The following is a 25229-nucleotide window of genomic DNA, read 5'->3' as shown; positions in this document are numbered from 1 at the left end:
GGGCGGCTCCAGTGTTGAGATTGTTTTATGCAGCGGTTTTCGGTTGTGTGGCGTTGAGCAGCGAGCGGCCGATGAAGTCCTTGTCGCCCGTGACACCCGGCAAGGTGAAGAAGTAACCGCCGCCGACCGGCTTGAGGTATTCCTCGAGCGGTTCGCCGTTGAGGCGGGTCTGCACGGTGATGAAGCCTTTTTCCAGATCGGCCTGGTAGCAGATGAACAGCAGGCCCATGTCGAGCTGGCCGTTCTTGTTGACGCCGTTGGAGTAGTTGAATGGCCGGCGCAGGATCAAATTGGCTTGGCTCTCGGTGGTGCGTGGGTTGGCCAGACGAATGTGCGCGTCGAGTTTGGTCAGCTTGCCGGCCGGGTCTTTGCTGTAATCCGGAACTTCGCTTTCATGCTGCGCCCCCATCGGTGCACCGGTGGTTTTGACCCGGCCGATGATGCTTTCCTGCTCCTGCAACGGCGTGCGATCCCAGCGCTCGACGAAGTTGCGGATGATCCGCACAGCCTGATAGCTGCCGTGGGCGGCCCAGGCCGGTTCATCGCTGCCCGGTTGCACCCAGACCAGGCGATCCATGGCTTTGCCATCGTTGGAATCCGGGTTGGCCGAGCCGTCGCGGAAACCGAGGAAATTGCGCGCCGATTGTGCCGGCACGCCCGGTTTCGCCGGGGCTTGCGGCGGCACGCTGCCTTCCTGTTTCCAGCGCACCAGCAGCAGATCGGGCAGGTTTTTGACGATGTCGCGCAGGGCGTGAATGTTGGTGTCGGCGGTGTTCGAGCAGAACTGCAGGCTCAGGTCGCCATGGCAGCAGTCGGCGTCCAGCGCATCGTTGGGGAAACCGACCATACGGATCAGCCGTTTGGGTTTGGCCTCGGCCAGACCGAAGCGCTCGTCGAACAGCGACTCGCCGACGGAAACGGTGATGGTCAGGTTGTCCGGGGTTACGTTCGGGCCGAGGATGCCGGAATCTGGCGGTGGCAGTTTCGGATCGATCTGCGCGACGGGGCCACCCGTCATCAGAAACGCGATGCGCTCGTTGAGCGTACGGAACAGCCGCTCGAGGTCTTCGCGATCACTGGCCAACACATCGAATGAAACCAGCATGCCCGAGGCCGGACGCGGGGTGACGATGCCGGTCTGGTGCATGCCGTGAAAATCGTGGCGGTCTTCGGTCTTGTCGCTGCTCGGCGCTTCGGTGACTTGCGCCGGCGCGGCGGCCATGGCCGGGCAGCTCAGGGCGGAACCAGCGAGGGCGACACCGGCGGCGCCCATGCCCATCAGGACACGGCGACGTTGCAGGTTGAGGTTTTCTGAATCTTTCATCGGGAATGGGTCTTCTGCTTACAGGCCGGAAAGGCCGAGGGCGGGATCGATGCCATCCAGTGCGTCGGCCAGAGCCTGAGCCTTGTCGGCGATCTGCTTGCGTTGTGCGCCGCTGATGGAGTCGTAGCTGGCGTAGCCGTCCTTGATCTTGTAGCTGTCGAGTTCGCTGTCGAAGTCCGCCAGTGCCTGGTCGATTTTCGGCAGCAGGTCGGCGGCAGATTTGCTCAGCATCGGCCGCAGCAGGTCGACGACTTTGCGCGCGGTTTGCGCATTGGCGGCGAAACCGTTGAGGTCGCTGTGGCTGTAGCGTTCCTCTTCACCACTGGCGGCGCGCACGTCGGCGAGGGTGTTGAGGTTGCGCACGATGATGTTGACCAGTTGCTCCGGTGGCAGTGACTGCGCGAGCAATTGCTGTTTGAGCGCGGTGACGTCGCTGAGCAGGCGCTGCGCAACCGGCGTCAGATCGTCGAGTTTGCGCAGTTGGAACAGGCCGAATTCGAGACGGTGGAAACCGACGAACGCTGGATCCTGCTCGCGTTTTTCGAAGTAATCGGCGCGGGCGTTGATGCTGTTGTCCAGTTCAGCCAGACGCTGCGCGGCCGGGGCCAGATGTTGATAAGCCGCACGCGCGGGCAGATACAGCGCCTGAGCCTGAGCCAAATCGCCGCTTTCAATGGCTTGATTGAGCGCCGTCACGGCTTTGATCAGCACGCTGCTCTGGCTGGCCAGGTACACACGGAACTCCGACAACGGCCCGATGAAAGCGACCATTGATGGTTTGGCTTTGGCGGCAGCGTCGGAGGCAGCGGTTGGCGTCACGTGCAAGGTGCCGCGGGGGTTGCTCAGCAGGCCGCAGGTGATCGCGTAATCGCCGGGTTGCAGATTGGCGTTGATCACCTGACTCAGGCCCGGCGCAATGTTTTCACGCTCCTCGACGACGAGTACGCCGTCGAGAATTTCCCATTCCACCGCACGGTCGGAGCGATTGACGATGCGGAAACTGGCGTGCCCTGCCGGCACCGTCAGTGCATTCGGCTCGCATTTGCCCGGGTGAATATTCACCACCACTTCATCGTGATTGTGCTGACGCTTGGCCGCGGCCATTTTCGAGGCGTAATAAAACAGGCCGCCGGCGGCGATCATCACCACCACCGAGCCGGCCACCGCCCAGCGCAAGGCGCGGGGAGGGGAGGCCTGAGGAGAGTTAGGCTTTGACATGAATGCCCTTATTGGCTGGAAACGGAAGACGATTGTGCGGAAGGCTTCGGCGCGGGAGCCGGGTAAAAGAACATCACCAGTGCCATCAGCAGATAGATCAGATACGCCCCGAGGGTGCTGACGGTCGGCGCATCCTGATAACCGAACATGCCGGCCAGCACCGAGCCCAGCGGGCCGTCCATCGGCAGCGTAGCGCTGAAGTCGAACAGCACGGTTTGCAGGTGATTCCACAGCCCGGCTTCATGCAGCGCCTGCACCGAGTTGGCAAGAATCCCGGCGGCGACCACCAGAATGAACAGGCCGGTCCACTTGAAGAACGCCGAAAGGTTGAGGCGCATGCTGCCGCTGTAGATCAGGAAACCGACGATGATCGCCAGAATCAACCCGAGCAGGGCACCGATCGGCGCGCCCGGGCCTTCGCTCTGCTGGAACACCGCGAGCAGGAAGAACACCGTTTCCAGGCCTTCCCGGGCGACGGCGAAAAAGACCATGGCGATCAAGGCGATCACTTGATGCTTCGAAGAAGTCAGCGCCTGATCCAGTGAGGCTTGCAGCGAATGCTTGATCGAGCGCGCGACCTTGCGCATCCAGAACACCATGGAGCTGAGAATGCCCACGGCCACCAGGCCGACAATGCCCTCAAACAGCTCCTGCTGCTTTTGCGGGAATTCAGCGCTGACCAACTCCAGTCCACCGCCGACCAGCAGGGCGAGGGCTGCGGCGAGAAACACGCCGACCCACACGGCGGGCATCCATTGGCCACGGCCGGTCTGTTGCAGGTAGCTGGCGATAATGCCAACGATCAGCGCGGCTTCAATGCCTTCGCGCAGCATGATCAGAAAGGGAACGAGCATTCGGCATCCAACAAGTCATTCGAAGAGGTTACAAGTTGTAACATAATGAAAGTCATTCTCACATGACATTGATTGACATAAACCTGAACAGTTGCTGAACGACCTCAATTTTTGCCTCGCATTGATCCCTGTAGGCCTTCGCCTGCTCGCGATGGCGTCGTGTCAGTCAGCGCTGATTTTTCAGACCCACCGCTATCGCGAGCAGGCTCACTCCTACAGGGGGTTCGTGTTGAATTCGCCACCTGCGGTAATATGCCCACCACCCAAAACAACAGGGTTAACCGCGCTCCATGTCGGAAAAAGACACCATCGCCGTTCAACTGGTGCGTGAAGCGCTGCTGCAAAGTTGTGCCCCGGGCGCAGCCACCGAAGAGGTCTTGAACAAGGTGGGGATTGATCCGGCGTTGCTGCCAACCGAACACAGCCGGGTGCCGGCCTCGCAGTACGCAAAGCTCTGGCGCTTGCTGGCCCGCCGTTGCGATGACGAGTTCTTCGGCATGGACCCGCGCAAGCTCAAGTCCGGCAGCCTTGAATTCCTCTGTCGCAGCGCGATGGCGCAACCGACGCTGGCAGCGGGCTTGAGCACGGGCCTGAGCTTTCTGTCATTGATGCTTGAACGCATGCCGGCGCAACTGGTGCACCAGCAAAGTCTCGCGGAAATCGTCCTGCTGGAGGATGACCCCGAACCGCGCCGCGCCTTCACTTATTTCACCTACTGGATGATCGTCCACGGTGTGGCCTGCTGGCTGGCCGGGCGGCGGATTCCGATTCTGGCCATCGAACTGCGCTGCGCGGCGCCGGACTTCACCGATGATTACCGGGTGATGTTCTCGGAAAACCTGCGTTTCGAGCGGCCGCGTACGCGGATGATTTTCTCGGCGGATTGCCTCGATCTGCCGATCAAGCGCACCGCCGAGGAATTGAAACGCTTTCTCGCCCACGCCCCGGCCAACATTCTGGTGAAGTACCGCGATCCGGAGAGTCTTGCCAGTCGGATCAAGCAGGATTTGCGGCAACTGCCGGCCGAGCAGTGGCCGGAAACCGAAGCGTTGGCCCAGCAACTGTGTATGTCCGCTTCGACGTTGCGCCGGCGCCTGGCGGAGGAAGGGCAGACCTATCAAGGCCTCAAGGACAGTGTGCGCAAGGAACTGGCGATTATCTGGCTGGCGGAACCTTCGATCAGTTTTGTCGAGATCGCCAGTCGATTGGGGTTTGCCGATGCGAGTTCGTTCTACAAGGCGTTTCGCAAGTGGTCGGGGTCGAATCCTGGGCATTACCGTACGCTGATTTTGAATGAGGTTGTCTGATCTGGCGCCATCGCGAGCAGGCTCACTCCTACATTTGAAATGCGTTCCCCTGTAGGAGTGAGCCTGCTCGCGATAGCGCCAGTCCATGCAACACAAGACTTAAACCTTGGCCAAACCAGTCAGCCACATTGATAGCTTTGACCATTGCCCCAACCCCCGCACAGCGCGACTATCCCTCTGTTGTTTACGCTTCCCAGCCTAATAAAAAACAGAGGGATTCTGGCAATGCGCGATTACTTGTCTGCCACCGCACAGTTCAACTATCAGCACACCGTGGATGCCGCGCTCAGCGGTACGCTTGAGGCGCTCAACGCCTGCGTCGAATGCTGCGACCGCCATGCCTTGCCGGGGCGCATCGCGCTGTTCTGGGAGGGCCGCGACGGCGCCAGTGCGACGTACACCTTCAGCGATCTGCAAGACAAAGCCGCGCGTTTCGCCAATTTTCTTCTCGCCCAAGGCGTACAGAAGGGTGACAAGGTCGCCGGTCTGCTGCCGCGCAACGTCGAATTGCTCATCACCGTGTTGGCCACCTGGCGCATTGGCGCGGTGTATCAGCCGCTGTTCACCGCGTTCGGCCCGAAAGCCCTCGAACATCGCCTGAACAGCTCCGGCGCCAAAGTCGTGGTCACCGACGCGGTCAACCGGCCGAAACTCGCTGAAGTCGCCGATTGCCCGACCCTCGTTACCGTCGGCGGCGCGAAAGGCCAGGGCATCGTCCGTGGCGACTTCAGTTTCTGGGCTGAACTGGCCAACCATTCCAGCGTCTGCGAACCGGTATTGCTGACGGGTGAAGACCCGTTTTTGCTGATGTTCACCTCAGGCACCACCGGCCCGTCGAAAGCGCTGTCGGTGCCACTCAAAGCCATCGTCGCCTTCCAGAGTTACACCCGCGATGCCGTCGATCTGCGCCCGGAAGATTCATTCTGGAACGTCGCCGATCCGGGCTGGGCCTACGGCATCTATTTCGGCGTCACCGGCCCGTTGTCGATGGGCCATCCGATCACCTTCTACGATGGCCCGTTCACCCTCGAAAGCACCTGCCGGGTGATCAACAAGTACGGCATCACCAATCTCACCGGATCGCCAACGGCTTATCGTTTGTTGATTGCCGGCGGCGATGAGTTCGCCAAGTCGATCAAAGGCAAATTGCGCATCGTCAGCAGCGCCGGTGAGCCGCTGAACCCGGAAGTGATTCGTTGGTTCGCCGACCACCTCGATGTGGTCATTCATGACCATTACGGTCAGACCGAACTGGGCATGGTCCTGTGCAACCACCACGGCCTCGATCACGCGGTGCACGTCGGCGCCGCCGGTTTTGCCTCGCCGGGCCATCGCATCGTCGTGCTGGATGAGCAGTACAACGAACTCGGCGTCGGACAGCCGGGCATTCTCGCCATCGACCGGCCGCAATCGCCGATGTGCTGGTTCGGCGGTTATGAAGGCGCGCCGACCAAAGCCTTCGTCGGCGATTACTACCTGAGCGGCGACACCGTGGAATGGAACCCGGACGGCAGCATCAGCTTCGTCGGTCGCAGCGATGACGTGATCACCACCTCCGGCTACCGCGTCGGCCCGTTCGACGTGGAAAGCGCGCTGATCGAACACCCGGCGGTGGTCGAAGCAGCGGTGGTCGGCAAACCCGATCCGGAACGCACCGAGCTGGTCAAAGCTTTTGTCGTATTGAGTGCGCAATACCGCGCCGCGCCGGAGCTGGCCGAAGAACTGCGCCAACACGTGCGCAAGCGTCTGGCGGCGCATTCGTACCCACGTGAAATTGAATTTGTCAGCGAATTGCCCAAGACCCCGAGTGGCAAATTGCAGCGCTTTATCTTGCGCAACCAGGAAATCGCCAAGGCTCAAGAGGCTGCGGCGCATAACGTTTCAGCTTGAATCAGGAAATACAGTCATGCAGATCGAGAACAAGGTTTTTATCGTCACCGGCGGCGCATCGGGCCTCGGTGCAGCCACCGCTGAATTGTTGGTCAGTGCCGGCGCCAAAGTGATGCTGGTGGACATGAACGCCGAAGCCGTCGCCGCTCAGGCTCAGCGTCTGGGCGCACAAAGTGTGGTCGCCGACATCAGCAACGAAGCCGCTGCAGAAGCCGCCGTGCAGGCGACCGTCAAAGCCTTCGGCAGCCTCAACGGTCTGGTCAACTGCGCCGGTATCGTCCGTGGCGAGAAGATCCTCGGCAAGAACGGCCCACATGCGCTGAGCAGCTTCGCGCAAGTGATCAGTGTCAACCTGATCGGCAGCTTCAACATGCTGCGTCTGGCCGCTGCGGCGATTGCCGAATCCGAGGCAAACGCTGATGGCGAACGCGGCGTGATCATCAACACTGCATCTGTCGCGGCGTTCGACGGCCAGATCGGCCAAGCGGCGTACTCTGCTTCGAAAGGCGCGATCGCCAGCCTGACCCTGCCGGCTGCCCGCGAACTGGCGCGCTTCGGCATTCGCGTAATGACCATCGCCCCAGGCATTTTCGAAACGCCGATGATGGCCGGCATGACCCCGGAAGTCCGCGATTCACTGGCCGCCGGCGTACCGTTCCCGCCACGTCTGGGCAAGCCTGCCGAGTACGCCGCGCTGGTTCGGCATATCATCGAAAACAGCATGCTCAACGGCGAGGTGATCCGTCTCGACGGCGCCTTGCGTATGGCTGCCAAGTAAGGAGGATTTGTCATGACTATTTCCAACGATCCGATTGTTATCGTCAGCGCCGTGCGCACGCCAATGGGCGGTTTTCAGGGTGAACTGAAGAGCCTCACCGCGCCGCAACTCGGTGCTGCGGCGATCAAGGCCGCAGTGGAGCGCGCCGGTGTCGCCAGCGATGCAGTCGATGAAGTGTTGTTCGGTTGCGTACTGCCTGCGGGCCTCGGCCAGGCACCTGCACGCCAAGCGGCATTGGGCGCCGGACTGGATAAATCGACCCGTTGCACCACGATCAACAAGATGTGCGGTTCGGGCATGGAAACCACGATTCTGGCTCACGACATGCTGGTGGCTGGCAGTGCCGATGTGGTGATCGCCGGTGGCATGGAAAGCATGTCCAACTCGCCATACCTGCTGGATCGTGCCCGCGCCGGTTACCGCATGGGCCATGGCCGTGTGCTCGACTCGATGTTCCTCGATGGCCTTGAAGACGCTTACGACAAAGGGCGCCTGATGGGCACCTTCGCCGAGGATTGCGCCGAAACCAATGGCTTCAGCCGTGAGGCGCAGGACGCTTTTGCCATCGCCTCGACCACCCGCGCGCAGCAGGCGATCAAGGACGGCAGCTTCAAGGACGAAATCGTCCCGCTGACCGTGACCGTCGGCAAAGAACAGGTGCTGATCAGCCATGACGAGCAGCCGCCGAAAGCCAAACTCGACAAAGTGGCCTCGCTGAAACCGGCGTTCCGTGAGGGCGGCACGGTGACGGCGGCGAACTCCAGTTCGATCTCGGACGGCGCGGCGGCACTGGTGCTGATGCGTCAGTCGCAAGCGCAGAAACTCGGACTGAAGCCGTTGGCGGTGATCCATGGTCATGCCGCGTTTGCTGATACCCCGGGCCTGTTCCCGGTGGCGCCGATTGGTGCGATCAAGAAGCTGATCAAGAAAACCGGTTGGTCGCTGGGTGATGTCGATCTGTTCGAGGTCAACGAGGCGTTTGCCGTGGTTGGCATGGCGGCGATGACGCATCTGGAAATCCCCCATGACAAGTTGAATGTGCATGGCGGTGCCTGCGCACTGGGTCATCCGATCGGCGCGTCGGGTGCGCGGATTCTGGTGACGTTGCTGTCGGCTTTGCGCCAGAGAAAGCAGAAGCGCGGTATCGCGGCGATCTGCATCGGCGGCGGCGAAGCCACAGCCATGGCTGTGGAATGCGTGTATTGAAGCAAACGCCAATACCTGTGGGAGCGAGCCTGCTCGCGAAGACGGTTTATCAGTCAATACTTGCTTTGCTGGCACACCGCATTCGCGAGCAGGCTCGCTCCCACAGGGGTTCTGTGTGGTAACCCGGATTTAAGGATTCCCCATGATTCCCAACGAAGACCAAACCCAGATCCGCGACATGGCCCGGCAGTTCGCCGAGGAACGCCTCAAGCCGTTCGCCGCCGAGTGGGATCGCGAGCACCGTTTTCCCAAGGAAGCCATCGGCGAGATGGCCGGGCTGGGCTTCTTCGGCATGCTCGTGCCGGAGCAGTGGGGCGGCTGCGACACCGGTTATCTGGCGTACGCCATGGCCCTGGAAGAAATCGCCGCCGGCGACGGCGCCTGCTCGACGATCATGAGCGTGCACAACTCGGTCGGCTGCGTGCCGATCCTCAAGTTCGGCAACGACGATCAGCGCGAACGCTTCCTCAAACCCTTGGCCAGCGGCGCCATGCTCGGCGCATTTGCGCTGACCGAACCGCAAGCCGGTTCCGATGCCAGCAGCCTGAAAACCCGGGCACGGCTGGAAGGTGATCACTACGTGCTGAATGGCTGTAAACAGTTCATCACTTCAGGGCAAAACGCCGGGATCGTGATTGTGTTTGCGGTGACCGATCCGAGTGCCGGCAAACGCGGTATCACTGCGTTTATCGTGCCGACCGATTCACCGGGCTACAAAGTCGCCCGCGTCGAAGACAAGCTCGGTCAACACGCGTCCGACACCTGCCAGATTCTCTTTGAAGATGTGAAAGTGCCGGTGGCCAACCGTTTGGGTGAAGAGGGCGAGGGCTACAAGATTGCTCTGGCCAATCTTGAAGGTGGCCGCGTCGGCATTGCGTCGCAATCGGTAGGCATGGCCCGCGCCGCATTTGAAGCGGCGCGCGATTATGCCCGTGAGCGCGACACCTTCGGCAAGCCGATCATCGAGCATCAGGCGGTAGCATTCCGCCTGGCCGACATGGCCACGCAAATCGCCGTCGCCCGGCAAATGGTGCATTACGCCGCCGCCCTGCGCGACAGCGGGCAACCGGCACTGGTCGAGGCGTCGATGGCCAAACTGTTCGCCTCGGAGATGGCCGAAAAGGTCTGTTCGATGGCGTTGCAAACCCTCGGCGGTTACGGTTACCTCAACGACTTCCCGCTGGAACGTATCTACCGCGACGTACGCGTCTGCCAGATCTACGAAGGCACCAGCGATATTCAGCGCATGGTCATTTCGCGCAATCTTTAAGAAGGAATTTTTATTCATGACGTACGAAACCATTCTGCTCGAAACCCACGGCCGCGTTGGCCTGATCACCCTCAACCGCCCGCAGGCGCTGAATGCGCTGAATGCGCAACTGGTCAGCGAAGTGAACCAGGCCCTTGATGCGCTGGAAGCGGATGCGAACATCGGTTGCATTGTCCTCACGGGCTCGAAAAAGGCCTTTGCCGCCGGTGCCGACATCAAGGAAATGGCCGAACTGACCTACCCGCAGATCTACATGGACGATCTGTTCAGCGACAGTGACCGCGTGGCCAACCGGCGTAAGCCGATTATTGCGGCGGTCAACGGTTTTGCCCTCGGCGGTGGTTGTGAGCTGGCGTTGATGTGCGACTTTATTCTGGCCGGTGATAACGCGAAGTTTGGCCAACCGGAAATCAACCTCGGGGTGTTGCCGGGTATGGGTGGCACCCAGCGCCTGACGCGCGCCGTCGGCAAAGCGAAAGCCATGGAGATGTGCCTGAGCGGGCGCTTGATCGATGCGGTTGAGGCCGAGCGTTGCGGCATCGTTGCGCGCATTGTGCCGAGTGATGAGTTGCTCGACGAAGCGCTGAGGGTAGCGGCGGTGATCGCCAGCAAGTCGCTGCCGATTGCGATGATGGTCAAAGAAAGTGTGAATCGTGCCTTTGAAGTGAACCTGACTGAAGGCGTGCGCTTCGAGCGCCGGGTGTTCCATGCGGCGTTTGCCACGCAGGATCAGAAGGAGGGGATGGCGGCGTTTATTGCCAAGCGTGAGGCTGCATTCCAAGGCAAATAAATGTGGTGCCTGAGCTGACGCCTTCGCGAGCAGGCTCGCTCCCACATGAGGTTCTCGGCGTTCACACAATCTGTGTTCGCTGGAGATCTCTGTGGGAGCGAGCCTGCTCGCGAAGCTTTTAAGGTTTGATATACATCAAAATCAAAAGCCCCTCACCCTAACCCTCTCCCAGAGGGAGAGGGGACTGATTGGGGGATGCTTGGGAGGTACGTCGACCTGAAGGTGCTTTATTGAATCCATAATCGACTCAATCTTTCAGGTCGATGTATGACGCCAGACACCTCGGTCGGCCCCCTCTCCCTCGGGGAGAGGGCTGGGGTGAGGGAAAGGGGCCAACACCATTACAACTGATAGTTCTTCAGCTCCCGCGCAATCACCATCCGCTGAATCTCGCTCGAGCCTTCATAGATCTGGGTAATCCGCGCATCGCGGTAGTACTTCTCGACCGGATAATCCTCCAGATAACCATACCCGCCATGAATCTGAATCGCCGAGGAACATACTTTCTCGGCCATTTCCGACGCAAACAACTTGGCCTGCGAAGCCTCGGACAAGCAAGGTTTGCCCGCCGTCCGCAGTCGCGCCGCATGCAGGATCATCAGCCGCGCCGCATTGATCTGCATGTGCATGTCAGCCAGCATGTTGGCGATGCTCTGGTGTTCGTTGATCGGCTTGCCGAACTGGATACGATCACGCGAATACACCAGCGCCGCTTCAAACGCCGCACGGGCGATACCCAGTGCTTGCGCGGCAATGCCGATGCGTCCGCCTTCAAGGTTGGACAGGGCAATCGCCAGACCTTTACCACGCTCACCGAGCAGATTGGCCTCAGGAATGCTGCAATTACTCAGCGTCACCGCGCAGGTATCGGAGGCGCGGATACCCATTTTGTGCTCAGTACGATCAACGATAAAACCGGCGGTATCGGTCGGTACCAGAAACGCCGAAATGCCTTTCTTGCCCAGATCCGGATCAGTCACCGCAAACACGATCGCCAGCTTCGCCCGTTTGCCGTTGCTGACAAATTGCTTGGCGCCGTTGATCAGCCACTGGCCGTCACGCAGTTCGGCGCGGGTGCGCAGGTTATGCGCTTCGGAGCCGGCCTGCGGTTCGGTCAGGCAGAAGCAGCCGATGGTTTTCCCGCTGGCCAGATCCGCCAGCCAGGTCTGTTTCTGTGCTTCGCTGCCGTAGTTGAGCACCGGGCCGCAGCCGACCGAGTTGTGGATGCTCATGAACGCGCCAGTCGCGCCGTCACCGGCGGAAATCTCTTCCACCGCCAACGCATAAGCGACGTAATCGACGTAGGTGCCGCCCCATTCCTCGGGGACGACCATGCCGAGCAAACCGAGCTCACCCATCTTGGCGACGAGTGCGTCGTCAATCCAGCCAGCCTTTTCCCAGGCCTGCGCATGGGGTGCGATTTCGCCGCGGGCAAAGTCCCGGGCCATGTCGCGGATCATCACTTGTTCTTCAGTCAGTTCGAGATCGTGCATGGCTCAGCTCCCGCTCTCATCAAAACCGTGGAAGAAACTCGCGACATGCGTAGCGTTCAGCGCAGCGAGGGTCGGCGGGTTCCAGCGCGGTGTCTTGTCTTTATCGATCAGCAGGGCGCGTACGCCTTCGATCAGGTCGCCGCGCGCGAACCACTGGCGATCCAGATGCAGTTCGAGAGCGAAGCAGTGTTCCAGGCTCAAGTGACGGCCGCGACGGAGCATTTCCAGGGTCACTGCCATCGCCAGCGGCGAACGGGTTTCCAGCAAGTCTGCCGTGGTGGTCGCCCATTCGTGGCTGTCGGCGACGGTCACCGCGCGCAGTTGCTCGACCATGCTCGGCACATCCGGCAGCGCGAAAAAGTGGTCAATGGCCGGGCGCAAGGTTTCTAGCGGAGCGTCAGGCAAGGTCTGCACGGCGTGTTTGGCCAATAGATTCTGCAGCGCCTTGAGCGGCGTGTCCTGCCATTCCATCTGATCGAGTTTTTCGTCGAGCAGCGCCAGTTTGCTGCTGTCCAGATACCAATCGGCGAGGCCGCAATACAGCGCATCGGCGGCACGGATCTGCACGCCGCTGACGCCCAGGTAAATCCCCAGCTCACCGGGAATGCGCGGCAGGAAATAGCTGCCACCGACATCGGGGAAATAACCGATGGCCACTTCCGGCATCGCCAGTCGGCTCTTCTCGGTGACCACGCGCAGATCGGCGCCTTGCACCAGGCCCATGCCGCCGCCGAGGACAAATCCGTCCATCAGCGCCAGCACCGGTTTGCGGTAGTGATGAATCGTCAGGTCGAGGGCATATTCCTCGACGAAGAAATCTTCATGCAGCGTATCGCCGCTCTTGAAACTGTCGTACAGGGAACGAATGTCGCCACCGGCGCAGAAGGCTTTTTCACCGGCACCGCGCAGAACCACTGCATGCACATTGGCGTCAGTCGCCCAGGCATCGAGTTGCTGTTGCAGCAAGCGCACCATGTCGAGGGTTATGGCGTTGAGACCGGCGGGGCGGTTGAGGGTCAGGTGACCGATATGGTTGCGAACCTCGGCCAGCACTTCGTTCTGCGTGGCGTCCATGGACTGAGTCCGCGGGGATGAAGCCTGAGCTGTCATCAGTAACTCCCTGCTTTTATTGTCTTTATTCGAAAAGCTCGCGCGCGAGCGTTACTGGATCGTAACAGTGCAAATTTGCCGTGTACAACCGGGATATTCGCAGGGGGAGTTTGCGTTTTTACCTTGGTCGAAAATGTACGCGGGCTCATGTAGGAGCTGCCGCAGGCTGCGATCTTTTGATCTTGACCTTAAATAACAAAATCAAAAGATCGCAGCCTTCGGCAGCTCTTACACGGAGTCAGCGGAAGGTTTGGGTAATGCTGCGACGTTTGGCGTGCAGTTCGCTGGCGTGGATCAGTTGTTCGAGGTCTTCAGGGGTTATGTCGATGAAGGCTTCCATGTCGGCCAAAGCGAGTTTCAGGTCTTCGGCGGTGATGGCCTGACTGTCGACCGGTGTCAGCACCGGCGCCGATTCTGCCGGACGTTTCGGGTAACGGATGCGGGTCAGGTTGTTGTAGGCCAAGGCACTGAGCAGCATGCACGCTGCGCCTAGCATCACCGGTTCCATGGCTTTCCAGTCCATGGCGATGGTTGCGGGATCGGCCAGAACCAGTGTCAGCGCCAACGCGCCAGCGGGCGGATGCAGGCAACGCAGCCAGCACATCAGAATCAGCGCCATGCCCGCCGCCAGACAGGCGCTGCCCAGAGTTCGGCCGAGCACGTGGGCCACCAGCAACGCAACGACGCCGGCACACAAGTAGCCGCCGAGAATCGACCAGGGCTGGGCGAGGGCACCGGATGACACGGCGAACAGCAACACCGCCGACGCCCCCAGCGGCCCGATCAGGTGATAGGCGACTTCATGGCCAAACACCTGCGCGCACAGCCACACACTGAACAATGTGCCCAATGCCATGCCGATCGCGGCACGGCTCCATTCGGTGGGGCGGGTATTGATGGCGGCGGGCAACCAGCGAGCGAGCATGTGAATCCGATCCTTGCAGCAAATTCGAGGCAAAAAAAAGGACTTGTCCGGCATATCCGGAAAGCCCTCGAAGCGTTCCAACATTGGGGGAGGAACACGCACAGTGTGCCGATCAAAATCGATGCTGACAAATTCATATTAATGCACATTTAGTGCATTAATTTTGAATTGAAGCGACGCGACGGCCACTGACGAAACACAAATAGCCGCCCACCGCCGCCAGTGCGCTCAAGGCATAGAACATGCTCGGCGCCGGTGTGTGCATCAGCAGAAATCCGCACATGACTGGGCTGGCCGCACCACCCAGCGCCGCCAGATTCTGCGCGCCGTAATAGCTGCCGCGCAGGTCTTCCGGGGCTAATGTGTCGACGAACAGAAAGTCCGCCGGGTAAATAATCATCTCGCCCAAGGTGAAGATGAACATCGCCACGCACCAACCGATCAGGCTGTCGGCGAGACTAAAGCCGATCAGCCCGACGATGAAAAACGCGGTGCCGCCGGCTATCCAGTGACGCAGGTGTTCACGGCTGAGCAAGCGGCCGATCTGGTACTGCAACAGGATCACCGTGATTGCGTTGCAGGCGAGCAGGGCGGCCATGGTGTCCAGCGTCTGTTGCTGGGTGTGGGTGACCAGCAGGTATTGCGACAGGTACAGGGTGAAACGCCCGTGCACCAGCGTGCTGAGCAGGCAGCCCAGGGTAAACAGGATCATCGTGCGGTCGTTTTTCAGGATAATCAGGGTTTTCAGAAAACTCGGCGGTGCGGCGACTGGAGCAATCGGGCTGGCTTCCCGGCCGGCGCCGAGCAGCAGAAAGATGCTGCCGATCGCAATCGCACCGGCCACGATAAAGGGCGCAGAGGGCTGCACCCCGGCAATCACCACGCCGATCATCGGGCCGACGGCGTAACCGATGTTGGTCAATGTGTAGTTGAGGGAAAACGCCTTGACCCGTTGGCCGACTGGCAGGTTTTCACTGAGGATGGCTTTGGAGCAGATGAGGAACAGCGCCGATGCCGTTTCGCTGATGATCAGCACCAGGGTGACCAGATACAGATTCTGCGCGAAGGTCAGCAGGATCAGACCGATACCGCTGGAGAGCATGGTCAGGATCAGCAACTGGCGTTTGTCGAGCCGATCGATGATGTAACCCCCGTACAACGACAACAGCGTGGCGCTGAACACCGCAATGCCCAGCAGCAGACCGACGTCTTGCGGGTTGAGGCTGAGCTTGTTGCTGAGGAACAGCGTCAGTAGCGGGCTGATCAGCGCGCGGCTGATAACGACGGTCAGCGAGCTGATCATCAACCGGCGGATGAGGCGCGAGTAGGTGGCCACGAAGGGTCGATGTCCTTATTTGAGAATGCCTGGCGGGCGTACGTCATCCTTACCGGGCAATCACCACCGGTCAAGCTGCCATAACACCATCCCCTGTGGGAGCGAGCCTGCTCGCGAATGCGTTGTGTCAGATACATCAATGTTGACTGACACTGCGCCTTCGCGAGCAGGCTCGCTCCCACAGGGGATTTTCGTTGCGTTCAAATCAGGGGCAGGTGCATGGCGCAGCGGCGGTTCGCGGGAAAACCCAGTGCGATTTCGGCCTGTACGGCGTCGTGCAAATAGCCAGCGGTAGGTGCGGACGTCAACTCGATAAACCCCATGCGCTGATAGAACGGCGCATTCCACGGCAGGTCGCGAAACGTGGTCAATGTCACTGCGTTCAACCTCAACGCGCGCGCTTGTTCAATCGCCGCCGAAACCAGCCGTCGACCGATGCCTTGCCCCTGAAAGGCCTGACTGACGGACAACTCCTCAATGTGCAGGTGCTGGTCGATTTCGACTGCGCGGAGAAACCCTGCCAGTTCGGTACTTTCGGCGACCCACACATTCGCCTCCTCGATAGCCCGCACATGTTGCGCAACATCCGCCACCTCGGCATCCGCCAGCCAGGCCAAGGATGGATCGCCACGGAACAGCTCGGCAGCCGAGCGTTCGATGGCAGGGAGGGCCAACGCGTCAGCGGGCCTTGCAGGGCGAATGATCATATTCATGTAGGAGCTGCCGCCGGTTGCGATCTTTTGATCTGGATTTCAAGAAACAAGATCAAAAGATCGCAGCCTTCGGCAGCTCCTACAAGGGGGGCGGCGTACAGAGCGACTGCCTCATCAAGCGACGTCGGACGCGTTCGGCCACTGTTGCAGCGGGATCGGCAATTTGCGCGATTCGCCACGACCCATCGGGAAGTAATGGAAACCGTTGCGCGCCAGACGCTCGGCGTCGTACAGGTTACGGCCGTCGAAGATCACCGGGGTGTTGAGGCGCTGCTTGATCAGGTCGAAATCCGGAGCCTTGAACTGCTGCCATTCGGTGCAGATGATCAACGCATCGGCGCCGGGCAGCACCGATTCCGGCGTGCCCATCAGCATCAGCTTCGATTCGTCCGGGTAGAGGTTCTGGGTTTCCTGCATGGCTTCCGGGTCGAAGGCGCGCACGCTGGCACCGGCGGCCCACAATTCTTCCAGCAGCACGCGGCTCGGCGCGTCACGCATGTCGTCGGTATTCGGTTTGAACGCCAAGCCCCACAAGGCGAAGGTTTTACCTCGCAGATCACCGCGGTAGAACGCGTTGATGCGCTCGAACAACTTGTGTTTCTGCCGCTGGTTGATCGCCTCGACCGCTTGCAGCAAGTCGCTGGAGCAATGCGCCTCTTCGGCGCTGTGGATGAGCGCGCGCATGTCTTTCGGAAAGCACGAGCCGCCATAACCGCAGCCCGGGTAGATAAAGTGGTAACCGATGCGCGTGTCGGCACCGATGCCCTGACGCACCGATTCAATATCGGCGCCCAAGTGCTCGGCCAACTCGGCGATCTGGTTGATGAAGCTGATCTTGGTCGCCAGCATGCAGTTGGCGGCGTACTTGGTCAGCTCGGCGCTGCGCAGGTCCATGAACATGATGCGGTCGTGGTTGCGGTTGAACGGCGAGTACAGATCACGCATCACGTCGCGCACTTCATCGCCTTCACAGCCGATGACGATGCGATCCGGGCGGCGGCAGTCGGCAACCGCCGAGCCTTCCTTGAGGAATTCCGGGTTGGAGACGATATCGAATTGCAGCAGGCGGCCGACCTTGATCAGGGCTTTTTCGATGTGCGTGCGCAGGGTGTCGCCCGTGCCCACCGGCACCGTGGACTTCTCCACGATGATCAACGGCTGCTCACGATGCCGGGCAATCGCGTCGCCGACCGAAAGCACGTAACGCAGATCCGCCGAACCGTCCTCACGCGACGGCGTACCCACCGCAATAAACGCCACCCGAGCGTGCTGCACGGCGAGTTTTTCGTCGGTGGTGAACTGCAAGCGTTTGGAGTCCAGCCCTTCACGCACCAGACTGGCCAGCCCCGGTTCGAAAATGCTGACATGGCCCTGGCGCAACAGGTCGACCTTCTTCTGGTCGACGTCCATGCACACGACATCATGGCCGACTTCGGCCAACACCGCCGCTTGCACCAGACCGACGTAACCGCTGCCAAATACTGTGATTTTCATGGAGCACTCCTGAATTCGGGCGCACGAGCCGGACGCGTGTTGATGGTGATGACCCCGAGCATGACCAGCGCCACGCCCAGTGATTTGGTGAAACTGAAGGATTCGTTGAACAGCGGCAGACTGGCCGCCAGCAGATACACCAGCGCATAGCTGATGCTCAGCAGCGAATAAGCTCGGCCCAGCGGCAGATCGCGCAGGGCGGCGAGCCAGCAGAGCATCGACAGTGCGTAGGCAAAAATCGCCGCGATGACCACGGCCAGCGCACGCAAGTCGAGGCTGTCAATGTGCAGCCATTGGTCCGGCACGGGCAGGCGGGTCATGCTCCAGCGCATGCCCAGTTGCGCAGCGCTGACGAGGAACACGCTGCCCAGTGCGAAGGTGATGCCACGACGTTGGTTCATGACTGTTGCCCCAGCAACACCACGCCGCCGATCACCAACGCCACGCCAAGCCAATGCTGGCGGTCGATGGGTTCACCGAAGACGAAGCGCGCGATCAGGGTGATCAGGACGAAATTGAGGCTGAGCATCGGGTAGGCGATGCCGACTTCCAGACGCTGCAACACCAGCAGCCAGACCAACAGACCCGAGCCGAGGGCGAGCAGGGCCAGCCATAACCACGGCGAGCGCAGTTTGTCGGCCCAGCCCGACTCGACGCCACGCCAGCTCTCGACGGCGTATTTCTGCGCCACTTGGCCCAGACAGGTCAGCAGGCACGCAGCCAACAGCAGCAACAGGCTCATGACGCCTCCTTGGGCAGGATCATGATCACCAGGTTGCCCTGCTCATAACGGACGCCGTCCTTTGGCAATCTGTCGATTTCGTCCAGTTCGTCCTGCCCCTTGACGCGCATCACCACGCCGACCGCACCGCTGCGGCGTGCCTCGCGCATCCACTGTTGCACGTGATCGGGATCGACCCGCTGTTGAATGCCGTCAGGATAGGCAAGGCCATATTTCAATTCGCCTATCGTGTTGTACAACGCGACTTGCGGGGTTTTCAGGCGCCAGGCCAGTGCGGACGCGGCACCGAGGTCGTTACTCAGCAGGTGGGTGGTTTGCGCCAGTTCGGTGACGTGATGCTTGATGAACTGATCCGGCATCTTGTTGGCGACCACCGACTTCGGCAGCGCCGCCGGCAACACCGCGATCAGCAACAGGCTGCCCAGCGCCGGAGCCGCCCAGCATTGCAGCGGCAGCAAGGCTTGTAGCAGGTTGGCGATAATCCAGCCGATCAGCGCGATAAACACCAGCACCAGACTGTGCAGTTCGTGGTCGTACACCGGTTTGGTCAGTTGCAGATACACCAGCGCGATCAGCGTGACGACGCCCAGCAACAGATTCAGCAAGCCATTGATGCTCAGCGCCCGACCTTGCTCAAGACGCAAGCGGTCGGCCAGCGCATTGCTCAGCAGCAACGCCATCGGCAGCAGGCAAGGCAGGATGTAAGTCGGCAATTTGCCGTTGCTCAGGCTGAAGAACAGCAGCGGCATCAGCAGCCACAGCAGCAGGAACACGACTTTCGGCTGAGTGCGGCTTTGCCAGGCTTGCTTGAACGCCGTCGGCAACAATCCCGCCCACGGCAAACTGAACGCCACCAGCAATGGCAGATAGAACCACCACGGCGCATCGTGTTGCGCGTCATCCCCGGCAAAGCGGCGAATGTGCTCGTGCCAGAAGAAGAACCGCCAGTAGTCCGGCTCCTGCGCATGCACCGACAGCACCCACGGCAGGCTGATGATGATCGCCACGGCAATCGCCACGGGGCCAAACATCAGCAGTTCACGCCAGCGTTTTTGCCAGAGCAGCCACGGCAGGGCGATCAAAACCGGCAGCAGCCAGGCGAGAAATCCCTTGGTCATGAAGCCCATGCCGCAAGCCAGGCCCAACACGACCCAGGCGGCCATGCGCTTGCCGCTGGTGTGGCTGTCGAAGGCGAACCACAGCGCCAGCAGACTCAGGTTGACCCAAAAAGTGAACTGCGGATCGAGGTTGGCGTAGCCGGCCTGACCGGCGACGATGGTGAAACTCATATAGAGCAGGGCGCAGACGAAGCTTTTGCGCGGCTCGTTCCATAAACGTCGGGCGAGCAGATAGCACAGCAGCACGCTCAGGCCGGTGCTCAGCGCCGACACAAACCGCACACCGAACAGGTTCTGCCCGAACAGTTGCTGACCCAGCGCGATCATCCAGTAACCGGCAATCGGCTTCTCGAAGTAACGCAGACTCATAAAGTGCGGCGACACCCAGTTTCCGCTCAGCAGCATGTCCTGGCTGATCTGCGCGTAACGGGTCTCATCAGGAATCCACAAACCGTGCGTGCCCAGCGGCAGCAGATAGGCCAGCAGACAAATGCCCAGCAACAGCAGTGGCAGCGTCCAGCGTTTGATCATGCGCCTTGCACTCCCAGCCAGCCTTCACGGCCGTCGAGGGCACCGCGTTGCACCCGACCCACGGGCAAGGTGTTGAAGAACTCGGGCAACAAGTCGCCCAGCGCTTTGAAATGAATGTTGCGCTGACGCGCGTCGGCGAGCAGTTGGCGAAAGTCCTCGGCCATGAGAATCCCTTCTACTTCGGCGTGAATGGTGTAGACGTTGAGCTGTTGCGGGCGGAAGTGGTCAAGGATGAAACCGTTGAAATCCCGCGCCGCGACGATCGGGCCAACGATTTCGTCGAAGGTCGGCAGGTCCACCGGAATCTGCGGCGTGCCCGGCGTACCGTCGGCCAGCAGCGGGCGAAACAGCCGCGTACCTCGGCAATCGCTGTTGTAGCGAAAGCCGAAGGCTTGCTTGGCCTCGATCACACGCTCGTCGGCACGCCAACCGGCGGCGGCGGAACACTCGACTTTTTCGCCGAGAATGTCGCTCAAGGTGTCGACGCCCTGACGGATCTGCTCGATCAGTTGCGCGTTGCTCCAGCGCCCGGCATTGGCCTGCCAGCCGTGGTGGTCCCATGCATGCAAACCCACTTCATGACCGGCATCACGGGCCTGACGCATCAGGTGCCCGAGTTCGCGACCAATCGGTTTGCCCGGCCACGCGGTGCCGGCCAGCAGAATGTCCCAGCCATACAGGCCGGCGGCGTTGGAGCGGAGCATTTTCCAGAGGAACTGCGGGCGGATCAGGCGCCATAGATGCCGGCCCATGTTGTCGGGGCCGACACTGAAGAAAAACGTCGCTTTGATCTGCGCCTCGTCGAGTATTTCCAGCAAACGCGGCACCCCTTCACGGGTGCCGCGATAGGTATCGACGTCGATACGAAGGCCTGCCTGCATTAGCGCTTGTCCGCTTGTTCGAGCATGGCTTCACGCAAGAAGAAGTCGAGCGTGTTGCCAATGGTCTCGCGCATCTCCACGGTCGGCGTCCAGTCGAGCAGGCGCTTGGCGTTGGCGATGCTGGGTTTGCGGTGTTCGACGTCCTGATAACCGGCGCCGTAGAACGCCTTGCTTTCCACGTCGCGGAAACCGGCGAACGGCGGGAAGTTGTCGCGCAGCGGATGCGCTTCGAACTGACGCAGCAGCTCTTCACCCAATTGACGGATGCTCGCTTCGTTGTCCGGGTTGCCGATGTTGATGATCTGGCCGTTGCAGACGTCGTTGTCGTTATCGATGATCCGCGCCAAGGCTTCGACGCCGTCGGCGATGTCGGTGAAGCAGCGTTTTTGCTCGCCGCCGTCGAACAGGCGAATCGGCGTGCCTTCGACCAGATTAAGAATCAACTGGGTGATGGCGCGGGAGCTGCCGATGCGCGCCGAGTCCAGACGATCAAGGCGCGGACCCATCCAGTTGAACGGACGGAACAGGGTGAAATTCAGACCCTTGGCGCCATAGGCCCAGATCACCCGGTCCAGCAGTTGTTTGGACACCGAGTAGATCCAGCGCTGCTTGTTGATCGGGCCGACCACCAGGTTCGAAGTGTCTTCGTCGAAGTGCTTGTCCTGGCACATGCCATAGACTTCCGAGGTAGACGGGAAGATCACGCGCTTGTTGTACTTGACGCAGTAACGCACCAGTTTGAGGTTTTCTTCGAAGTCGAGTTCGAACACGCGCAGCGGGTTGCGGGTGTATTCGATCGGCGTGGCGATGGCCACCAGCGGCAGGACCACGTCGCACTTCTTGATGTGGTACTCGATCCACTCGGAGTGAATGCTGATGTCGCCTTCGACGTAGTGGAAGTGCGGGTGGCTGCGCAGACGGTCGATGGCGTCGGAACCGATGTCCAGGCCATAGACTTCGTAGCGCTCGTCACGTAGCAGGCGCTCGGACAAGTGATTGCCGATAAAACCGTTGACGCCGAGGATCAGCACGCGAGTGCGACGTGGCGTACGGCCGGACTCAGCGCCGCGCAGCAGCGAGCCGTCGACCAGACCGAGTTCACTGGCCAGTTGCGGGCCGCTGAGGAACAGACCGTTGTCGTTGCGTTGACCGGAGAGGATCACCAGCGAATCTTCACCGCAAGCAATGCGCAGCGGATCGACGCTGATCACCCGGCCCGGCGCCTGACCGTCGTTGCCTTTAACGACTTCGGCGCTCCAGACGATGAGTTTGTGCTCGCCGACCGCGCAGAAAGCGCCCGGATACGGCTGGGTCACGGCGCGCACCAGATTGAACAGTTGCTCGGCAGGTTTCGCCCAGAGCAGTTTGCCGTCCGCGGGGGTGCGACGACCGAATACAGTGGCTTTCGATTCGTCCTGCGCGGTTTCGCTGATCTTGCCTTGCAGCATGGCTGGCAAGGTGTCGCGCAGCAGGTCAACGGCTGCCACGCGCAATTTGCCGTGCAGGCTCAGCGCGGTGTCGCTGCGTTCGATGGCCACGCGTTGCTGAGCAACGATGGCGCCGGCATCGGCACGTTTGACCATGCGGTGCAGGGTGACGCCGGTTTCGCTTTCGCCGTTGACCAGCACCCAGTTGGCCGGGGCGCGGCCACGGTAGCTCGGCAACAGAGAACCGTGCAGGTTGAACGCGCCTTTTTTTGCGGTGGCCAGCAACGATTCGCTCAGCAGGTGGCGGTAGTAGAAGGAGAACACGTAGTCCGGATCGAGTTTGGCAATCCGCTCGATCCACAGGGGGTGGTTGACGTCTTCCGGGGCGTGCACCGGAATGCCTTTGCGTGCGCACAATTGCGCGACCGAGGCGTAGAAGGCGTTCTCTTTCGGGTCATCGGCGTGAGTGAACACCGCCGCGATGTCATAGCCGCTGTCCAGCAGGGCTTGAATGCCGGCGCAGCCGATATCGTGATAAGCGAAGACAACCGTTTTTGCGCTCATGAGAGAACCTGATCATTGGAGGAAGAGAGACCGTCGACGGTGATGGCGCGCGGCGGCATGGCGGGTTGGCCGCGCAAGACTTTTTCCACGAAGAAACGCGGGCGGGCGCGCACGTCGCTGTACATGCGCCCCAGGTATTCGCCGAGCAGGCCCATGCCGATGAACTGGCCACCGGTGAACACGAACAACACCGCGAACAGCACGAACATGCCGTCACCGGCCCAGCCGGCACCGAACACCAGGCGCAACACGATCAGTGCGGCGGCAAACAGCACGCCGAGGCCGGCCATGGCGAAACCGACGATGCTCAGCAGGCGCAAAGGCGTGGTGGTCATGCAGGTGATCAGGTCGAACATCAGGTTGATCAAACGCATCGGGCTGTACTTCGAATCGCCGTGTTCACGCTCGGCGTGGGCGACGACAATCTCGGTGGTGTGACGGGCGAAGCTGTTGGCCAGAATCGGAATGAAGGTGCTGCGTTCACGGCAAGCGAGCATCGCGTCGATGATCGTTCGGCGGTAAGCGCGGAGCATGCAGCCGTAATCGCTCATGGCGACGCCGGTGGAGCGCTGCACAGCGAGGTTGATCAGCTTCGACGGATAGCGGCGCAGCGCCGAATCCTGGCGGTTGCCGCGCACCGTGCCGACGACGTCGTAACCCTTTTCCGCTTCTGCGACCAGCCGGGGGATTTCTTCCGGCGGGTTCTGCAGGTCGGCGTCGAGGGTGATCACCACATCGCCTTTGCATTGTTCGAAACCGGCCATGATTGCCGCGTGCTGGCCGTAGTTGCGGTTGAGGATGACCGCTACGAACGGGCTGTCTTCACGGCTCGCGGCCTCTTCCAGAAGGTTGGCAGACTCGTCACGGCTGCCGTCGTCAACGAGGACGATTTCATAGTCGTGACGCAGCATCCGGCAGGCAGCTTCGGTACGGCGCAGCAGTTCCGGCAGGCTGTCCTGTTCGTTGTAGACCGGGATGACGATCGACACACAGCGGATCGGATAGGTTTTCACGGGCGTTTGTCCATAAGGGTGGCGATGGCGCCGACCACGCGATCAAGGTCCTGATCGCTCATGTCGGGGAACAGCGGAATCGAACACAGCCGCGCCGAGTTCCATTCGGTGTCGGGCAGGTAGAGGTCGGGGTCACGCTGGCGATACCAGGTGTGCAGGTGGGTGGCGATGAAATGGATACCGGTGCCGATGCCTTGGTCCTGCAAACCTTTCATAAAGGCTTCGCGGTCCATGCCGCAGCGCTCGCTGTCGATGCGCAGGATGAACAGGTGCCAGGCGTGGGTTTGTGCGTAGGCGGGCAGGGCCAGCGGTTGCACCGGCAGGCCTTCGAGTTTTTGCCGGTAGGCGGCGGCCAATTCAGAGCGACGGGCGTTGATCGCGTCCAGACGCTCAAGCTGCACCAACGCAATCGCGGCGTTGATGTCGGCGAGGTTGTATTTGAATCCCGGTTCCATCACCTGGGCCTGCGGCTTGCGGCCACCCGTCAGGCGATCGTAGGCGTCAACGCCCAGACCATGGAACTTGAGCATGCGCACGCGGCTGGCCAGCGCTTCGTCGTCGGTGACGAACATCGCGCCTTCGGCACAGGTCATGTTCTTGATCGCATGGAAGGAGAAAATCGCCGTGCCCTGCGAGCCGACGTGGCGGCGCTTGTAACGGGTGCCAGCGGCGTGGGCGGCGTCTTCGATGACGGCGATGCCGTGTTTGTCGGCCAACGCGTACAGCGGATCGAGATCAAACGCGGCGCCGGCGTAATGCACCGGGATGATTGCTTTGGTGCGTGGGGTGATTGCCGCTTCGATGCGCGCGGCGTCGGTCATCAGGGTGTCGCGGTCAACGTCGACGAATACCGGTGTGGCGCCGAGCAGCGAGATCATGTTGGCGGTCGAGACCCAGGTCTGCGACGGGGTGATGACTTCGTCGCCCGGGCCGATGCCCAAAGCCAACAAGGTGATGTGCATGCCACCGGTGGCCGAGGAAAGTGCCACGGCGTGTTTGCAACCGACATAGTGTGCGAACTGTTCTTCCAGTGCCTGGTTTTTAGGGCCGGTAGTAATCCAGCCCGAACGTAATACTTGTTCGACGGCGGCTATTTCTTCTTCGCCGATACTCGGCCGGGAAAACGGCAGAAACGCTTGACTCATAAGAACCTCGGGGCGACAGCCATCCTTCAGCCGATTGTCTGAAAAACACGGAATTTCAAAGGGTTGAGTTACCGGTCGGGGAATACCTGATTGACTTTCC

The 25229-nt window shown here is 60.8% G+C and carries 21 protein-coding genes and 1 pseudogene; 6 read left to right on the top strand and 16 right to left on the bottom strand.

Annotation, left to right across the window (positions count from 1 at the left end):
- Positions 1-25: 25 nt before the first annotated feature.
- Genes efeB through efeU form a run of 3 tightly spaced genes read right to left on the bottom strand, consistent with a single transcriptional unit; the run spans position 26 to position 3396 of the window.
- Positions 26-1324 (bottom strand): iron uptake transporter deferrochelatase/peroxidase subunit, encoded by a 1299-nt coding sequence (efeB, locus tag QOM10_RS15475; protein WP_316916434.1) that lies wholly within the window; start codon positions 1322-1324, stop codon positions 26-28.
- Between the two features lie 18 nt (positions 1325-1342).
- Positions 1343-2542 (bottom strand): iron uptake system protein EfeO, encoded by a 1200-nt coding sequence (gene efeO, locus QOM10_RS15470; protein WP_316916433.1) that lies wholly within the window; start codon positions 2540-2542, stop codon positions 1343-1345.
- A gap of 8 nt (positions 2543-2550) precedes the next feature.
- On the bottom strand, positions 2551-3396 hold the full coding sequence (gene efeU, locus QOM10_RS15465) for an iron uptake transporter permease EfeU (RefSeq protein ID WP_316916432.1): 846 nt from the start codon (positions 3394-3396) through the stop codon (positions 2551-2553).
- Between the two features lie 290 nt (positions 3397-3686).
- On the opposite strand from efeU, the gene QOM10_RS15460 reads away from it, so the two are divergent.
- The 6 genes from QOM10_RS15460 to QOM10_RS15435 all read left to right on the top strand — a co-directional run bounded on the left by QOM10_RS15460 (position 3687) and on the right by QOM10_RS15435 (position 10637).
- A complete protein-coding gene (locus QOM10_RS15460) occupies positions 3687-4703 on the top strand; it encodes an AraC family transcriptional regulator (protein WP_316916431.1) in 1017 nt (338 codons plus the stop codon).
- A gap of 225 nt (positions 4704-4928) precedes the next feature.
- Positions 4929-6593 carry an AMP-binding protein gene (locus tag QOM10_RS15455; protein ID WP_316916430.1) on the top strand — a complete coding sequence of 555 codons (1665 nt, stop codon included), beginning with the start codon at positions 4929-4931 and terminating at the stop codon, positions 6591-6593.
- Positions 6594-6609: 16 nt separating this feature from the next.
- On the top strand, positions 6610-7371 hold the full coding sequence (locus QOM10_RS15450) for an SDR family NAD(P)-dependent oxidoreductase (protein ID WP_316916429.1): 762 nt from the start codon (positions 6610-6612) through the stop codon (positions 7369-7371).
- Between the two features lie 12 nt (positions 7372-7383).
- Complete coding sequence (locus QOM10_RS15445; protein ID WP_316916428.1) at positions 7384-8577, top strand: acetyl-CoA C-acyltransferase; 1194 nt, start codon at positions 7384-7386, stop codon at positions 8575-8577.
- Between the two features lie 142 nt (positions 8578-8719).
- Positions 8720-9847, top strand: a complete 1128-nt coding sequence (locus QOM10_RS15440; protein WP_316916427.1) for an acyl-CoA dehydrogenase — start codon at positions 8720-8722, stop codon at positions 9845-9847.
- A gap of 16 nt (positions 9848-9863) precedes the next feature.
- Positions 9864-10637, top strand: coding sequence for an enoyl-CoA hydratase (locus QOM10_RS15435; RefSeq protein WP_316916426.1), 774 nt, complete (start codon positions 9864-9866; stop codon positions 10635-10637).
- A 341-nt stretch (positions 10638-10978) separates the two neighbouring features.
- On the opposite strand, the gene QOM10_RS15430 is transcribed toward QOM10_RS15435, so the two are convergent.
- From QOM10_RS15430 to arnB, 13 genes and pseudogenes are all read right to left on the bottom strand, one after another.
- Entirely contained in the window at positions 10979-12130 is a 1152-nt protein-coding gene (locus QOM10_RS15430) for an acyl-CoA dehydrogenase family protein (protein ID WP_316916425.1), read from the bottom strand.
- Positions 12131-12133: 3 nt separating this feature from the next.
- Positions 12134-13240 carry an enoyl-CoA hydratase/isomerase family protein gene (locus QOM10_RS15425; protein WP_316916424.1) on the bottom strand — a complete coding sequence of 369 codons (1107 nt, stop codon included), beginning with the start codon at positions 13238-13240 and terminating at the stop codon, positions 12134-12136.
- 238 nt (positions 13241-13478) lie between these two features.
- Positions 13479-14165, bottom strand: a complete 687-nt coding sequence (locus tag QOM10_RS15420; RefSeq protein ID WP_316916423.1) for an HPP family protein — start codon at positions 14163-14165, stop codon at positions 13479-13481.
- A gap of 157 nt (positions 14166-14322) precedes the next feature.
- On the bottom strand, positions 14323-15501 hold the full coding sequence (locus QOM10_RS15415; protein WP_316916422.1) for an MFS transporter: 1179 nt from the start codon (positions 15499-15501) through the stop codon (positions 14323-14325).
- Between the two features lie 200 nt (positions 15502-15701).
- Positions 15702-16214 carry a GNAT family N-acetyltransferase gene (locus tag QOM10_RS15410; RefSeq protein WP_316916421.1) on the bottom strand — a complete coding sequence of 171 codons (513 nt, stop codon included), beginning with the start codon at positions 16212-16214 and terminating at the stop codon, positions 15702-15704.
- 79 nt (positions 16215-16293) lie between these two features.
- Positions 16294-17708 (bottom strand): annotated as a pseudogene (locus QOM10_RS15405) (UDP-glucose dehydrogenase family protein).
- Positions 17705-18109 (bottom strand): 4-amino-4-deoxy-L-arabinose-phosphoundecaprenol flippase subunit ArnF, encoded by a 405-nt coding sequence (arnF, locus tag QOM10_RS15400; protein ID WP_316916420.1) that lies wholly within the window; start codon positions 18107-18109, stop codon positions 17705-17707. The pseudogene QOM10_RS15405 and the gene arnF overlap by 4 nt, the downstream one beginning before the upstream one ends.
- Entirely contained in the window at positions 18106-18450 is a 345-nt protein-coding gene (arnE, locus tag QOM10_RS15395; RefSeq protein ID WP_127927774.1) for a 4-amino-4-deoxy-L-arabinose-phosphoundecaprenol flippase subunit ArnE, read from the bottom strand. Before arnE ends, arnF begins: the two co-directional genes overlap by 4 nt.
- Positions 18447-20099, bottom strand: a complete 1653-nt coding sequence (arnT, locus tag QOM10_RS15390) for a lipid IV(A) 4-amino-4-deoxy-L-arabinosyltransferase (protein WP_316916419.1) — start codon at positions 20097-20099, stop codon at positions 18447-18449. The genes arnE and arnT overlap by 4 nt, the downstream gene beginning before the upstream one ends.
- Positions 20096-20980: a 4-deoxy-4-formamido-L-arabinose-phosphoundecaprenol deformylase gene (gene arnD / locus QOM10_RS15385; protein ID WP_316916418.1), complete on the bottom strand. Its 885-nt coding sequence runs from the start codon at positions 20978-20980 to the stop codon at positions 20096-20098. The genes arnT and arnD overlap by 4 nt, the downstream gene beginning before the upstream one ends.
- Positions 20980-22971, bottom strand: a complete 1992-nt coding sequence (gene arnA, locus QOM10_RS15380; RefSeq protein ID WP_316916416.1) for a bifunctional UDP-4-amino-4-deoxy-L-arabinose formyltransferase/UDP-glucuronic acid oxidase ArnA — start codon at positions 22969-22971, stop codon at positions 20980-20982. The genes arnD and arnA overlap by 1 nt, the downstream gene beginning before the upstream one ends.
- Positions 22968-23984 (bottom strand): undecaprenyl-phosphate 4-deoxy-4-formamido-L-arabinose transferase, encoded by a 1017-nt coding sequence (arnC, locus tag QOM10_RS15375; RefSeq protein ID WP_316916415.1) that lies wholly within the window; start codon positions 23982-23984, stop codon positions 22968-22970. Before arnC ends, arnA begins: the two co-directional genes overlap by 4 nt.
- Positions 23981-25129: a UDP-4-amino-4-deoxy-L-arabinose aminotransferase gene (arnB, locus tag QOM10_RS15370; protein ID WP_316916414.1), complete on the bottom strand. Its 1149-nt coding sequence runs from the start codon at positions 25127-25129 to the stop codon at positions 23981-23983. The genes arnC and arnB overlap by 4 nt, the downstream gene beginning before the upstream one ends.
- Between the last annotated feature and the right edge of the window lie 100 nt (positions 25130-25229).

The organism is Pseudomonas sp. P108 (assembly GCF_032613195.1).
Classification (GTDB): Bacteria; Pseudomonadota; Gammaproteobacteria; order Pseudomonadales; family Pseudomonadaceae; genus Aquipseudomonas.
This window is presented reverse-complemented; position numbering and strand designations above follow the sequence as displayed.

Coding starts and splice junctions, on each gene's coding strand:
- arnB (WP_316916414.1), bottom strand. CDS start 25,129: ATGAGTCAAGCGTTTCTGCCGTTTTCCCGGCCGAGTATCGGCGAAGAA.
- QOM10_RS15430 (WP_316916425.1), bottom strand. CDS start 12,130: ATGCACGATCTCGAACTGACTGAAGAACAAGTGATGATCCGCGACATG.
- QOM10_RS15420 (WP_316916423.1), bottom strand. CDS start 14,165: ATGCTCGCTCGCTGGTTGCCCGCCGCCATCAATACCCGCCCCACCGAA.
- QOM10_RS15460 (WP_316916431.1), top strand. CDS start 3,687: ATGTCGGAAAAAGACACCATCGCCGTTCAACTGGTGCGTGAAGCGCTG.
- efeU (WP_316916432.1), bottom strand. CDS start 3,396: ATGCTCGTTCCCTTTCTGATCATGCTGCGCGAAGGCATTGAAGCCGCG.
- QOM10_RS15410 (WP_316916421.1), bottom strand. CDS start 16,214: ATGAATATGATCATTCGCCCTGCAAGGCCCGCTGACGCGTTGGCCCTC.
- arnE (WP_127927774.1), bottom strand. CDS start 18,450: ATGAGCCTGTTGCTGCTGTTGGCTGCGTGCCTGCTGACCTGTCTGGGC.
- efeB (WP_316916434.1), bottom strand. CDS start 1,324: ATGAAAGATTCAGAAAACCTCAACCTGCAACGTCGCCGTGTCCTGATG.
- QOM10_RS15450 (WP_316916429.1), top strand. CDS start 6,610: ATGCAGATCGAGAACAAGGTTTTTATCGTCACCGGCGGCGCATCGGGC.
- QOM10_RS15435 (WP_316916426.1), top strand. CDS start 9,864: ATGACGTACGAAACCATTCTGCTCGAAACCCACGGCCGCGTTGGCCTG.
- QOM10_RS15455 (WP_316916430.1), top strand. CDS start 4,929: ATGCGCGATTACTTGTCTGCCACCGCACAGTTCAACTATCAGCACACC.
- arnT (WP_316916419.1), bottom strand. CDS start 20,099: ATGATCAAACGCTGGACGCTGCCACTGCTGTTGCTGGGCATTTGTCTG.
- arnA (WP_316916416.1), bottom strand. CDS start 22,971: ATGAGCGCAAAAACGGTTGTCTTCGCTTATCACGATATCGGCTGCGCC.
- arnD (WP_316916418.1), bottom strand. CDS start 20,980: ATGCAGGCAGGCCTTCGTATCGACGTCGATACCTATCGCGGCACCCGT.
- efeO (WP_316916433.1), bottom strand. CDS start 2,542: ATGTCAAAGCCTAACTCTCCTCAGGCCTCCCCTCCCCGCGCCTTGCGC.
- QOM10_RS15425 (WP_316916424.1), bottom strand. CDS start 13,240: ATGACAGCTCAGGCTTCATCCCCGCGGACTCAGTCCATGGACGCCACG.
- arnF (WP_316916420.1), bottom strand. CDS start 18,109: ATGAACCAACGTCGTGGCATCACCTTCGCACTGGGCAGCGTGTTCCTC.
- QOM10_RS15445 (WP_316916428.1), top strand. CDS start 7,384: ATGACTATTTCCAACGATCCGATTGTTATCGTCAGCGCCGTGCGCACG.
- QOM10_RS15440 (WP_316916427.1), top strand. CDS start 8,720: ATGATTCCCAACGAAGACCAAACCCAGATCCGCGACATGGCCCGGCAG.